The 13,903-nt window shown below is 42.0% G+C and carries 10 protein-coding genes; 3 read left to right on the top strand and 7 right to left on the bottom strand.

The window, feature by feature from the left end; genetic code table 11:
• Nucleotides 1-19 precede the first annotated feature (19 nt).
• Complete coding sequence (locus NSQ52_RS03560; RefSeq protein ID WP_039168537.1) at nucleotides 20-865, top strand: TetR/AcrR family transcriptional regulator; 846 nt, start codon at nucleotides 20-22, stop codon at nucleotides 863-865.
• 182 nt (nucleotides 866-1,047) lie between these two features.
• Here the strand turns inward: NSQ52_RS03560 and gatB are convergent, their stop codons facing one another.
• From gatB to gatC, 3 genes are read right to left on the bottom strand one after another with little or no spacing between them, the layout of a single operon-like run.
• A complete protein-coding gene (gene gatB, locus NSQ52_RS03555) occupies nucleotides 1,048-2,478 on the bottom strand; it encodes an Asp-tRNA(Asn)/Glu-tRNA(Gln) amidotransferase subunit GatB (protein ID WP_007496855.1) in 1,431 nt (476 codons plus the stop codon).
• Between the two features lie 13 nt (nucleotides 2,479-2,491).
• Nucleotides 2,492-3,949: an Asp-tRNA(Asn)/Glu-tRNA(Gln) amidotransferase subunit GatA gene (gene gatA, locus NSQ52_RS03550; RefSeq protein ID WP_017359799.1), complete on the bottom strand. Its 1,458-nt coding sequence runs from the start codon at nucleotides 3,947-3,949 to the stop codon at nucleotides 2,492-2,494.
• A gap of 14 nt (nucleotides 3,950-3,963) precedes the next feature.
• Nucleotides 3,964-4,254 (bottom strand): Asp-tRNA(Asn)/Glu-tRNA(Gln) amidotransferase subunit GatC, encoded by a 291-nt coding sequence (gene gatC, locus NSQ52_RS03545; RefSeq protein ID WP_003213898.1) that lies wholly within the window; start codon nucleotides 4,252-4,254, stop codon nucleotides 3,964-3,966.
• A gap of 412 nt (nucleotides 4,255-4,666) precedes the next feature.
• On the opposite strand from gatC, the gene putP reads away from it, so the two are divergent.
• Nucleotides 4,667-6,148, top strand: coding sequence for a sodium/proline symporter PutP (gene putP, locus NSQ52_RS03540; RefSeq protein WP_039168534.1), 1,482 nt, complete (start codon nucleotides 4,667-4,669; stop codon nucleotides 6,146-6,148).
• 162 nt (nucleotides 6,149-6,310) lie between these two features.
• Nucleotides 6,311-7,009: an MgtC/SapB family protein gene (locus NSQ52_RS03535; RefSeq protein WP_169476135.1), complete on the top strand. Its 699-nt coding sequence runs from the start codon at nucleotides 6,311-6,313 to the stop codon at nucleotides 7,007-7,009.
• 44 nt (nucleotides 7,010-7,053) lie between these two features.
• Here the strand turns inward: NSQ52_RS03535 and NSQ52_RS03530 are convergent, their stop codons facing one another.
• The 4 genes from NSQ52_RS03530 to pcrA form a co-directional block, all read right to left on the bottom strand.
• On the bottom strand, nucleotides 7,054-8,061 hold the full coding sequence (locus NSQ52_RS03530; protein WP_256689069.1) for a phosphotransferase: 1,008 nt from the start codon (nucleotides 8,059-8,061) through the stop codon (nucleotides 7,054-7,056).
• A 361-nt stretch (nucleotides 8,062-8,422) separates the two neighbouring features.
• Nucleotides 8,423-9,583: a CamS family sex pheromone protein gene (locus tag NSQ52_RS03525; RefSeq protein ID WP_223255677.1), complete on the bottom strand. Its 1,161-nt coding sequence runs from the start codon at nucleotides 9,581-9,583 to the stop codon at nucleotides 8,423-8,425.
• A gap of 42 nt (nucleotides 9,584-9,625) precedes the next feature.
• Nucleotides 9,626-11,632: an NAD-dependent DNA ligase LigA gene (gene ligA, locus NSQ52_RS03520; protein WP_007496867.1), complete on the bottom strand. Its 2,007-nt coding sequence runs from the start codon at nucleotides 11,630-11,632 to the stop codon at nucleotides 9,626-9,628.
• A gap of 44 nt (nucleotides 11,633-11,676) precedes the next feature.
• On the bottom strand, nucleotides 11,677-13,899 hold the full coding sequence (gene pcrA / locus NSQ52_RS03515; RefSeq protein WP_138278189.1) for a DNA helicase PcrA: 2,223 nt from the start codon (nucleotides 13,897-13,899) through the stop codon (nucleotides 11,677-11,679).
• Nucleotides 13,900-13,903 lie beyond the last annotated feature (4 nt).

Genomic DNA, 13,903 nt, shown 5'->3' with positions numbered 1-13,903 from the left:
GCTGAAGGGGCCTTATTTCATGAACGAAAAAAAAGAAAAGATCATTAAAGCAAGCATTCAGTTGTTTGCGAAAAAAGGTTTTTCTTCTACGACCATTCAGGAAATTGCAGATGAATGCGGAATTTCTAAAGGTGCATTTTATTTGCATTTCAAATCAAAAGAACAGCTTTTCAACAGAGCGTTTGAATATTATATCGACACGTCTATGCAAAGTATTGAAAAGATTCGAAAAGAAAATCAACATCTTGCGCCTAGAGATATCTTTCAGAAACAAATCGCTGAACAGTTCCAGCACTTTGCTGAGAACAAGGATTTTATCATTTTGATCCTCAGCGAGAACATTATTCCGGAAAACCAGCAAATTAAAAAGTATTCCAAAACGGTTAAAAAACAGATGAATGATGAAATCCAAATTTCTATTTTGACCACGTATGGACAGGAGATCGAACCATATATAACTGACCTGTCAGTCATGATTCAAGGAATTATCCAATCTTATGTGCAGGTACTGCTTTTGCAAGATCAGATGCAATTATCATGTGATGAGCTCTCATCCTTTATTCTCGACCGATTTGATGATTTGGTGCATGGGCTTCTCCGTTCTCATGCGAAGCCGATTCTGAAGCAAAACATTTGGGATGATGAAGCGCCAAATGCCGCTACTCTTCAAGAAGAGCTTCGATTGTTAAAATCTGAGCATCTGCTTTCGGATGATACCCTTGTATCCATTGAAGTTATTGAAGAAGAATTGGCCAAAGCTGAGCCTCGCAAGCCGGTCATTCAAGGGATGCTGACAAATTTAGAAACGTGTGAGGACTCCGCTGTCCAAAGAGCTGTGGAACAATTGAAGCTATTCCTCCAATGACAATACGTGGCGATGTTCACTTTAGTTCACCTTTATCCCCTTCGAATATGTGCTAAAGCTTATGCTTCATTATAAAAAAAGAACCAATGAATTGATATACGGCGGTGGTCTGAATCTGTGATAAGACCCTGTCATATCCATCAACAAAAAAACCGCCTCTTCCATGAGGCGGTTTTTGCAATTTATCGTTTTTTGATTTCTTCGAGAAGAATCTTGTTGACCATCGGTGGGTTTGCTTGTCCCTTCGATGCTTTCATGATTTGTCCGACTAAGAAACCAATCGCGCGGTCTTTTCCATTTTTGAAGTCTTCAATGGATTGCGGGTTGTTATCAAGAGCTTCTGTGACAAGTTTGAGCAGTGCACCTTCGTCAGAAATTTGGACAAGTCCTTTTTCTTTGACGATTGTTTCTGCGTCGCCCCCATTTTCGATAAGTTCTTTGAATACCTTTTTGGCAATCTTAGAAGAAATCGTTCCTTTTTCAATAAGCTTGATCATACCAGCCAGTCCTTGCGGCGTTAGCTTCGTATCTTCCAGCTCTTTTTGAGCCGAGTTCAAGTAGGCAGATACTTCACCCATGAGCCAGTTTGAAGCTTGCTTCGCTTCAGCACCTTCTGAAATAGTCGCTTCAAAGAAATCAGACATTTCTTTTGTCAGCGTCAGTACCATTGCGTCATATGCAGGAAGTCCAAGTTCATCAATGTAGCGTTTGCGGCGCTCGTCTGGAAGCTCTGGAATGGATGCTCTTACGCGTTCTTTCCACTCGTCATCAATATACAGCTCCACCAAATCTGGTTCTGGGAAGTAGCGGTAATCATCAGAGCCTTCTTTGACACGCATGAGGATCGTCTTTTTAGACGCTTCGTCATAGCGGCGAGTTTCTTGTTCGATCAATCCGCCAGAAAGCAATACTTGCTCTTGGCGTTTTTCTTCGAACTCAAGACCTTTTTGGACGAAAGCAAATGAGTTTAAGTTCTTCAGCTCTGTTTTCGTTCCAAACTCTTCACGGCCGATCGGACGAAGAGAAATGTTGGCATCACAGCGCAGTGAGCCTTCTTCCATCTTACAGTCAGAGACGCCTGTATATTGAATAATAGATTTTAATTTTTCTAAGTAAGCATACGCTTCTTCTGGCGTACGAATGTCTGGCTCAGATACGATTTCAACAAGCGGTGTGCCTTGACGGTTGAAATCGACGAGTGAATAACCGTCGCCTGTGTGCGTCAGTTTTCCTGCATCCTCTTCCAAATGAAGACGTGTAATACCAATTCGTTTTGTCTTGCCGTCTACTTCAATTTCAATCCAGCCGTTTTCACCGATCGGTTTATCAAATTGAGAAATTTGATACGCCTTTGGGTTATCAGGATAGAAATAGTTTTTACGGTCAAATTTTGTATCAGTTGCAATCTCACAGTTCAGTGCCATTGCTGCTTTCATCGCAAAGTTCACCGCTTCTTTGTTCAGCACAGGCAGTACGCCAGGATAACCAAGATCGATGACACTTGTTTGCGTATTGGCAGCCGCACCAAAAGGCGTCGGTGAGCTTGAGAAAATTTTTGATTGTGTTTTGAGCTCTACGTGGACTTCAAGTCCAATTACCGTTTCAAAGTTCATTCTGATTCACCCCTTACAGTTCAGGTTTTGCTTTATGATGATCTGTTGCTTGTTCGAAAGCGTGAGCCACGCGGTAAACGGTTCCTTCATCAAAGTGTTTACCGATGATTTGTAGTCCTAACGGAAGACCATTTGCAAATCCACAAGGCACACTGATTCCTGGAACGCCTGCAAGGTTAACAGGGATCGTTAAAATATCATTTGCATACATTGTGAGTGGATCGCTTGTCTTTTCACCAATGTTAAATGCCGGAGTTGGTGTTGTTGGTCCTACAATGACATCATACTTTTCGAAAACATCTTCAAAGTCTTTTTTGATCAGCGTACGGACTTTTTGCGCCTTTTTATAGTATGCATCGTAATATCCTGAGCTTAGAGCGAATGTGCCAAGCATAATGCGGCGTTTGACTTCGTCTCCAAAGCCTTCAGAACGGGTATTTTTATATAAATCAATCAGGTTGTCTGCATTGTCTGTACGGTAGCCATAGCGAATACCGTCAAAACGCGCAAGGTTTGCAGATGCTTCTGAAGATGAAAGCAAGTAGTAAGTCGCAAGCGCATATTTAGAATGCGGAAGAGACACTTCTTCCCATGTTGCACCAAGCCCTTCTAATACTTTCAACGCTTTAAGAACAGACTCTTTTGCTTCTTCGCCAACACCTTCGCCAAGATATTCTTTTGGCACAGCAATTTTCAAGCCTTTGATGTCGCCAGTTAATGAAGAAAGAAAATCTGGGACATCGACATTTGCACTTGTTGCGTCCATTTGATCAACACCAGAAATCGCTTGAAGAACATATGCATTGTCCTCAACATTACGCGTAATCGGCCCAATTTGATCTAATGATGAAGCAAATGCGATTAAACCGTATCTAGATACACGGCCATACGTTGGTTTAAGACCAACAACACCACAGAATGATGCCGGCTGGCGAATGGAGCCGCCTGTATCTGATCCAAGAGAGAATGGTACTTCTCCAGCTGCAACAGATGCTGCTGAGCCACCACTTGACCCACCTGGAACTGTATTTAAATTCCACGGGTTCTTCGTTGCTTTGAAGCCTGAGTTCTCCGTAGAAGATCCCATCGCAAATTCGTCCATGTTTAATTTACCGATTGTGACAGCTTCCGCTTCTCTTAAGCGGTTCACAACGGTTGCATCGTAAATAGGATCGAAGTTTTGCAAGATTTTACTTGATGCCGTTGTACGTAAATCTTTCGTCACGATGTTATCTTTGACACCGATCGGCATACCGAACAATAGACCAAGCTCGTCCTTTTCACCAACGGCCTCGTCCAATTCTTTTGCGTACGCACGTGCTTTCTCTTCATCCAGCGCTAGGAATGCTTGTACTTTCCCGTCTACTTCATGGATTCGTTTATAAGACTCGTCCACTAAATCAGAAACAGACAGTTCCTTTTTATGTAAAAGCTCTTTTAATTCAGAAATTTTGTGGTCAAACAGTGACATGCCTCAGGCCTCCTTTAGTCCAAAATTGATGGCACACGAATATAGCCGTCTTTATGATCAGGCGCGTTTTTGATGACTGCCTCAATGGAAAGACCTTTATTCGGAACATCTTCTCTCATGACGTTTTTCATTTTTAATACGTGTGTTGTTGGTTCAACGTTTTCCGTATCTACCTCGTTTAACTGCTCTGCAAATGAAATGATGCTATCAAGCTGTTCTGTAAACATCTCAGCTTCTTCTTCTGTAATCGCAAGCCGTGCCAAATGCGCAACATGCTTTACTTCTTCTATTGATATTCTTGACATGCAGGTTCACCTCCAAAAATGATACGTGTTCGTGGTCATGATCATAAGTCATATACACTTTATCATATCAAATTTTACTGTTCTAAAGCAACTTTACGAGGTCGCCTAGAAAGGCTTTATCCCCTAATATGTCATTGTGGTGCAGCCAGTGTCTAAAATATTCATCGAGGTACCTTTTTATTTTTCAGAAAATTTTTACTTTAGTTTATTTTTGTAAACGCATACATATAGACGCTTATCACCGATCCGTGCATTTTTTCTTAAAGATAAAGATGTTTAAGAAGGTTGATCACTTGGGAATACTCTGATAGGTTAAGTAACCATAGCAGTGAGCAGACAGTTCAATAGGCTGTTCTTTGTATATTTTGATTGAGGTGATGTCAAATTAATACGAAAAAGGTGATATGGAAACATGAGTATTGAGATTGTAATTTCTCTATCTATTTATTTTATTGGAATGCTTGCCATTGGCTGGTATGCATTCAGAAAAACAAACGACTTGAATGATTATATGTTAGGCGGACGCGGGTTAGGTCCTTATGTAACGGCTCTATCTGCTGGTGCAGCTGATATGAGTGGGTGGATGCTGATGGGGCTTCCAGGCGCTATGTATACAACTGGTCTTTCATCTGGATGGCTTGCTGTTGGGTTAATTAGTGGGGCTTACTTAAACTATCTATTCCTAGCGCCACGATTGAGATCGTATACAGAAGTTGCTGATGATGCGATTACCATTCCAGACTTTTTTGACAAACGGTTTAAAGACTCATCTACTTTATTGAAAGCTGTCTCAGCTGTCATCATTATGATTTTCTTTACGCTTTACACCTCATCAGGTATGGTATCAGGCGGACGCTTATTTGAATCAGCGTTTGGTGCTCATTATATGTTTGGTTTAATCTTAACTTCTAGTATCGTGATTTTGTACACACTATTCGGCGGCTTTTTGGCAGTTAGTTTAACTGATTTTGTTCAAGGAGCTATTATGTTTTTAGCATTAGTGCTCGTGCCGATCGTTGCCTTTACTCAATTAGGTGGACCTGTTGCCACATTCAATGATATTCAACAGATTGACCCTAAATTGCTTGATATTTTTAGAGGAACGAGCGTCATTGGCATTATTTCCTTCCTCGCTTGGGGACTCGGTTACTTTGGACAGCCGCACATTATTGTTCGCTTTATGGCGATTACGACTGTAAAAGATTTAAAGCCAGCACGTCGTATCGGTATGAGCTGGATGATTGTGTCTGTCATTGGTTCACTATCTGTCGGTTTAGTCGGCGTGGCGTATGTTCATGAAACAAGCACCACTTTGGCAGACCCAGAAACTATCTTTATTGTGTTTTCTAAAGTGTTATTCCATCCATATATTACTGGGTTTTTACTTTCTGCCATTTTAGCTGCAATTATGAGTTCAATTTCTTCTCAGCTGCTTGTCACTGCAAGTGCGATGACAGAGGATTTATACCGTACATTCTTTAGAAGAAAAGCCTCTGACAAAGAACTTGTGATGATTGGACGTATCTCTGTACTAGTCGTAGCGATTGTTGCCATTGGTCTCTCTCTAAACCCAAGTGATACTATTCTTGACCTTGTCGGTTATGCTTGGGCTGGGTTTGGATCTTCATTCGGTCCAGTCATCTTGTTATGTCTATACTGGAAACGAATGAATCATCATGGCGCTTTAGCCGGAATGATTGTTGGGGCTGTTGTCGTTCTCGTTTGGATTTCAACAGGCTTAAACAACACGACTGGATTGTACGAAATGGTTCCTGGATTTATTTTAAGTGGTTTGACTGCTATTATTGTCAGCCTCTTAACAAATAAACCGTCTAAAGCTTCTAAAAAGCTATTTAGCAAAATGGAAGACCATCTCGAAGAAGAAACAAAATAACTAGACATGAGGAGTCATCTGCATTATGCGGATGACTCTCTTTATTTTTCAATAAAATGCTTTTCTTTCTCCCGTTTCTGAATAAAATAGAAGTTGTGCAGCCATATGGGCTGTGAGAAGATCATATACATGATGTGAAACGTACATGAAGTGAAAGGAGCGATACGCATGTTTTGGACAATTGAATGGGATACGGTCTTAAAATTAGCCGTTGCCACCTTAATCGGTTTGATCATCGGTCTTGAACGCGAACTTAAGAAAAAGCCGCTTGGGCTGAAAACGTGTATTGTCATTGCTGTCAGCTCCTGCGTATTAACCATCATCAGCATTGATGCAGCCTACAATTTCCCTCGAGTCTCTAAGCTTCAAATGGACCCACTCAGGTTACCGGCGCAAATTATATCTGGTGTTGGTTTTATTGGAGCAGGTGTGATTCTTCGCAAAAGCAATGATGTCATCTCAGGTCTTACGACATCTGCGATGATTTGGGGAGCAGCAGGACTTGGGGTTGCAACAGGTGCAGGTTTTTATAAAGAAGCCTTCCTCAGTCTTTTCTTTATTCTTGTCAGTGTGGAATTTTTACCTTGGCTCTTCCAGCGGATTGGACCCATTCGCTTACAGGAAAAAGAAATCCGCATCAGAATGTCACTTTCTGATCGAAACCGCATGACAGAGATTTTAAAAGAAATGAAAGCACTCAATATTCGTATTCATTCTGTACGTATTGATGATTTAAAGGAAAAAGACTATCCGATCATGGAAGTACGTGTTCGCGTACATAAAGACCGCTATACAACCGATGTGTACTTTGATATTAAAGATTTAGAAGGCGTTGTTGGTGTGAAGTGTGATACGGTGTAGGATAAAAAGCCCCTTGCTATGTGAAACAGCAAGGGGCTTTCTATTTATGTTGTTAGCTGATGAAAGTCAAAAGGCGTAATTGGGGTTTTGTCCTCAATCTCCTTTCGAAAACGCGCCAGCATGGCACTTTCTTCAGCGCTTAGTGTTCGGAGATCAAATGCTTGATGTAAAAGCCCATAAATAAGCATATGACGCAGCATAAGGAAATCTGGTATTGTCGCCAGCCATGCGTCATCAAGCTCATTCTCCTGTCGATAGCCTTTGAGAAAATGGCTCATAAATTCACCCGTAAATTCAGCTTTATCCTCATACGGAATCACCGGATACCAAAGAACGTTGTATAGCAAAATGCTTATATCATTGATAAACCAGTGATACCCACAATCATCAAAATCAAATGCAATGATTTCTCCCTGATGATAATGGAAGTTCCCGTGATGTAAATCCGCATGCACCAGTCCATAGACATCCTTGGATATTCGGAGCTGGTGAAGCTTTTGCATCAGTTCATCTTTTCTCTGCAACACAACCGTTTGATCAGAAGGAATATACGTTTCAAGCTTTAATTGCTCCTCCTCATACCACTCTTGACGCTTATAGCGAGGATCTTTCACTTGATATTGTTTAGTCGTTTGATGCATACGCCCAGTATAGGCTCCTAACGCTTGAAACAACTGTCCATTCCAATCTGCTTCGGTCACTTTTCTGCCGGGCGCCTTTTCGTACACTCTCAGCAAAAAAGCGCCTCCTGCTTGATCGGGAATCGCTTCAACATCTTTTCCTCTTGCGGATAAAACCGGTTTAGCTACTGAGATTCCATGTTGAGATAAATACCGAATCCAGTCCATTTCTCCTAGAATATATGTGCGGGAGCGGCGAATGGTATGGGTAATTTTCAATATATAACTCGACCCTTTTTCATCCGTATATTCATACACATAATTTTCTGCATCGGCTAGAAATGTGACTTGTTCTGGCTGAAAATGATAGAGTAGAGCCGCTTTCTTTAAGACCATTTGTTCATCGTATCGTGCTTTTACTTCTTTATGCATGCTGATTCTCCTTTTATCGTCTTTTTACTTATACATGACGGTAATCAGCATTTATACGAGCATCAACATACCTGCCTTTCCTTTTGGTTTCTTCACATAATTTGACAAAAGTTGAAAAATTCCTCTAATTAGAAATAAAAAACCGCCAAAAGGCGGTTTTCAGATTGTTGACAAAGGGCTAAAATGAACTTGATTTTAGCCCTTTGTCTTCTTTTCAGCGTGATAGAAAACCTTTGCAGCCCTAGGAAGGACGAGTACTGGCGCGGAGCGAATTTCACATTCGTGAGCACCAGCACGCAGGACTGACAAAGAATGCGAGGGTTTGTCTACACGCTAAAAACCGCCAAAAGGCGGTTTTTATTTAGTCATATATATGGACCGTTGGTTCTTTATCTTCTGCATTTTTTGTGATGAGGGCTTCTTGCTGATCAGAAGAGGTGATGTTGATTTCTATATTGGTGCTCTTATAGTAATCCATGACTTCACCTGTTAAGTATTGCGTAAATGCCACGACTTCTGTTTTTCCGTAGAATTGCATTGGAATTTCTACTTTCATTTTTTGCAAGTTCCCGTTTTTATAGAAACCTTTGCCTACCACACCTGTGTAATTCGGGAAGTAGTCTTCTACCTTTGTCTTGAAGCGGTCAAATCGCTCTGAATCATCTTTGTAGCTGCTCTTGGCATTATCTGAAGGGAAGAAGACATTCTCTTCTTTAATCGTATCCCAACTACCAATATCAGCTGATCCTGCTTTTACATCGGTTTTAGCGATGAAGTTTCCTGGAACAATAGATGATTTTGGTGCTTGTTTATAAAGAGCAATCATGACTGGGACTTTTTGCAGTCCGTCCATTTGACGAAGGCGTTTAATGACTTGTTCCGCAATTTTTTCGCCCTCTGCTAAAAGTTTCTTTGAATTCTTCGATGAATCGATGGTCACCTCTTGCTGAGGATCCCCGATATTTTCGCGATAATAATAGACAGAGTTAAGCGCAAGACCGATGACAACCCCGCCAAGCTGTAAGCTATTTTTATCTTTTCTGATTAAGTAATTATGTTCTAGCATGGAAGCTAAGTAGATTGGACTATTTTCATTTTTTGACTTTGTTGAACCTGAGTTTGGAAGAGCAGGGTTTAAACCTAAGTTCTTAAAGTCTTTGTCTTCTTTTTCAGCTTTTTTCAGATCACTGCCTGTTTTTTTGCGGGCAAGCCAGCTGAGAACAGTATCTTCATCTAAATGCTGTCCTTCTTGGAACAGATAGTCGTTTGTATTGAATGATTCTGTTGCCAGGCGCATGAGTCCTGTTTCAAATTCATCAATGTCTAAGCGTGTATTGAGACGCTCTGCTGTTAGTCCTCTTGCCGCTCCTTGTTTAAACGGCAGCACCATTTTGTAATAGGAATCAGAGATGTTGTACATTGGGATGATCGCTGTTTCTTTCGTTTCATCCGTTTTTTGTGTGACCTCTTCCTCATCCTTTCCCCCAAAAGGTGCACACGCTGACAATACCAGTGTGAGCATTGTCAGCAGCAATAGCAACTTTTTCAATAGAAAACACTCCTCTTATTTCTTTAGCTCCTCGAGCATTTTGGCTTCGTCCCAAATTTCAATATTGAGTTCTTCTGCCTTTGTCAGCTTACTTCCAGCTGCTTCGCCGGCAATGACTAAGTCTGTTTTTTTACTTACGCTACCTGCTAACTTGCCGCCTAATGCTTCGATCGCTGCCTTTGCATCATTACGAGACATTTCTTCTAATTTCCCCGTCAGCACAATCGTTTTTCCTGCAAAGTAGGAATCACTTTCTTCTACTTTCACTGGTTTTGGCCCTGTGTAGGTCATATTGACCCCAAGTTCTTTTAGTTCATTTAGCAGATCTAGTATTTCTTCTTTCTCAAAGTACGTGACAACTGCATCGGCCATTTTTTCACCAATTTCATCTACTTCAAGTAATTGTTCTTTCGTTGCTTGTTTTAACTGATCGATATCCTCAAAGTGCATGGCCAACGTCTTCGCTGCTTTAGAACCAATAAACCGAATACCGAGTCCAAATAATAAACGTTCAAGAGAGTTTTCTTTCGATTGCTCGATCGAGCGCAGTAAATTATCGACTGATTTTTCGCCCATTCGTTCTAGCTGAATCAGCTCTTCTTTAGTTAAACGATAAAGGTCTGATACACGAGAGACAAGCTGTTCTTTGAAAAGTTGTGTAATGACTCGCTCGCCTAGCCCATCAATATTCATCGCATTACGAGACACAAAGTGAATGAGTCCTTCACGTATTTGAGCGGGGCATTGTGGATTGATGCACCGCAGCGCCACTTCTCCTTCAATTCTGACCAGCTCACTATGACACTCTGGACATTCAGTCGGCATGTGAAACGGCTTTTCTTCTCCTGTTCGCTGATCAACAAGGACCCCTGCAACCTCTGGGATAATATCGCCCGCTTTTTTGACAATCACTTGATCAAAAAGGCGGATATCCTTCTCTTTGATTAAATCTTCATTATGAAGAGATGCACGTTGCACTGTCGTCCCTGCCACTTTTACAGGCTCAAGAATCGCTGTTGGGGTGATGACGCCAGTACGCCCCACACTTAGTTCAATATCAATCAGCTTCGTCACGACTTCTTCGGCCGGAAATTTGTACGCAACAGCCCAGCGTGGACTTTTTGCTGTGAAGCCTAGTTCTTCTTGCTGAGCCAATGAATTGACTTTAATGACAATGCCATCGATTTCGTATGAGAAATCAGCACGCTTTGTTTTCAGTGTTTCAATGAGGTCGATCACTTCTTCAATGGTTTGGCACATCCGTCTTTCTTTGTTCGTTTTAAAGCCAAGCTCATCGAGAAGATCAAGTCCTGCGCTTTGCGTTTCAACACCAATTTCATCAAGCTCCGCTATACTGTAGACGAAGATATCAAGGTTTCGTTTCGCTGCAATTTTCGTATCGAGTTGACGAAGTGAGCCAGCAGCCGCATTACGCGGGTTCGCAAACGGCTCTTCTTCGTTTTGTAATCTTTTTTCGTTAAGGGCTTCAAAAGAAGGTTTTGGCATAAATGCCTCGCCTCTCACTTCAATCGACAGAGGCCGATTGATTTTGAGCGGGATGGAACGAATGGTTTTGAGGTTCTCGGTAATATCCTCACCTGTTGTCCCATCACCCCGCGTGGCACCCCGGACAAACACGCCATTTTCATAACGGAGAGAAACAGCGAGTCCGTCAATTTTCAGCTCGACATTGTAAGCGACGTCGTCACCGACTGCTTGACGAACCCGGCGGTCAAAATCAAGAAGGTCCTGTTCATGAAACGCATTGCCGAGACTGAGCATCGGAGTACCGTGACGTACTTTTTGGAAGGCGTCTAAAACAGCTCCTCCTACTCTTTGCGAGGGTGAATCCGCTGCTTTTAAATCAGGGTATTCTTCCTCCAGAGAAATCAGCTCACGCATCCGCGCATCATATTCAGCGTCAGGAACACTTGGACGATCCAGTGTGTGATATTCGTAGTTGTATTGATTCAAAATCTGGTGTAGTTCCTCGATCCGGCGTTTCGCTGCTTCTTTATCCATCTGCTTCTTCCTTTCACTTCATCCGTTTTGTCAGTCCTATCAGTTTATTGCTTTTCGATTGGCGCAAATGCGGCAAGGAGACGCTTAATGCCTGTAGGGCTTGGGAAGGCAATATCAAGCTCTGTACTATCTCCACTACCTTTTACACTCACAACCGTGCCAACGCCCCATTTTTTATGAGCGGCTTTATCACCGACAGCCCAGCCAATGCTGCCGCCGCCTGTGTTTTGAATGGTTTGCGTTTGGGGACGTGAGACAGGCCCTCGTCTTTGCGGTCTTTCTCTCGTTTGGCCAAACGGTGTTTTCGTTTCTTTTTTCTCATTTAGGTTGTCCAATAAATCAGCTGGTATTTCTCTGATAAATCGTGATTCCATATTCATGTTCGTCCGGCCGAATAACGTTCTCATCTTCGCACTTGATAAATAAAGCTCTTCTTCGGCCCGTGTGATCCCTACATAAGCAAGACGGCGCTCTTCTTCCATCTCGGCATCTTCCATTAGTGAACGGCTGTGCGGGAAGACGCCTTCTTCCATTCCCATTAAGAACACAACAGGGAATTCAAGTCCTTTTGCTGCGTGGAGGGTCATTAAAATGACCGCATCCTGATCTTCTTCCTCAGCCTCATCCAGCTTATCAATGTCTGCGACGAGGGCGAGGTCTGTCAGGAAGGTGACAAGTGATTTATCTTCATTTTGTTCTTCAAAGTTTTTAGTGACCGATAGAAACTCGTCAATATTTTCTAAACGGCTTTGTGCCTCAATCGTTTTTTCAATCTTCAGCGCTTCACGGTAACCTGTTTTCTCTAGGATCTCTTCCGTTAATTCAGTGACAGATAAATAATCCTGCATGTTTGTCATTTGGTCAATGAGCTGTTTGAACTCATCAAGTGCATTGGCTGCTCTTGCACTGAGTCCAATGAAATCCACCTGACCAAGTGCTTCAAACATAGAGAGATCATTCATTTCTGCGTATGCGGCAATTTTATCAACAGAAGTCGCCCCAATTCCACGCTTTGGTACGTTGACAATGCGCGCAAAACTAATGTCGTCATCTGGATTTGACACAAGGCGTAAGTAAGCCAAAATGTCCTTGATCTCTTTTCTGTCATAGAACTTCGTGCCGCCGACGATGTTGTATTGAATGTTTGCCTTCATTAACGTTTCCTCTATGACACGTGACTGAGCGTTCGTTCGATAGAGGATCGCAAAATCAGATAATTTACGCTTGCCGCTCTGATGGAGCTGACGAATCTTTCCAGCGACAAATTGACCTTCACCGAATTCATTATCTGCGCGGTAATAGGCAATCTTCGCTCCTTCGTCATTTTCTGTCCAAAGGTTTTTTGGCTTACGGTTTGAATTGTTTTGAATGACCGTGTTTGCGGCATTCAGAATACGTTTAGTTGATCTGTAATTTTGCTCAAGCAAAATCACTTCACTGGACGGATAATCTTTTTCAAAGGAAAGAATGTTTGTAATATCCGCTCCACGCCAGCGATAGATAGACTGATCCGAGTCACCGACCACACATATATTTTGAAAACGCTGAGCGAGCAATTTCACAAGCATGTACTGCGCTCTGTTTGTATCCTGATACTCATCGACATGAATGTATTGGAATTTTCGCTGATAGTGTTCTAATACTTCAGGGATCCGCTCAAACAGACGAATCGTCATCATAATAAGATCATCAAAATCGAGTGATTGGTTTTTGAGTAATCGTTTTTGATAATCTGTGTAGACGTCGCTGACCACTTGATCATAGAAATCACCAGCAGTTTTAGCGTATTCCTCTGCGTCAATGAGTTCGTTTTTTGCACTACTGATTGAACCTAAAATGCTACGAGGATCAAACTTTTTAGGATCGATATTTCGTTCTTTTAAAATGTTTTTAATGACTGAAAGCTGATCAGATGTGTCTAATATAGAAAAGTTGCGATTCACACCAATACGGTCAATATCGCGTCGTAAAATGCGCACACACATGCTGTGGAACGTAGAGATCCAAATGTCATCCGCACCAGGCCCTAAAATGGCTTGTACACGCTCACGCATTTCTCTTGCTGCTTTATTTGTAAAGGTAATCGCTAAAATATTCCACGGCGCCACATGCTTTTCTGCCATTAAATACGCAATTCGATGCGTGAGCACTCGTGTTTTTCCACTACCTGCTCCTGCCATCAGTAACAGCGGCCCGTCTGTTGCTTTGACCGCTTCTTTCTGCGCGTCATTCAGCCCTTCTAATAAGTGATTCGATATTTCATTCATTTCA

The sequence above is a fragment of the Bacillus sp. FSL W8-1141 genome (genome assembly GCF_038593205.1).
Lineage (GTDB): Bacteria > Bacillota > Bacilli > Bacillales > Bacillaceae > Bacillus > Bacillus altitudinis.
This window is presented reverse-complemented; position numbering and strand designations above follow the sequence as displayed.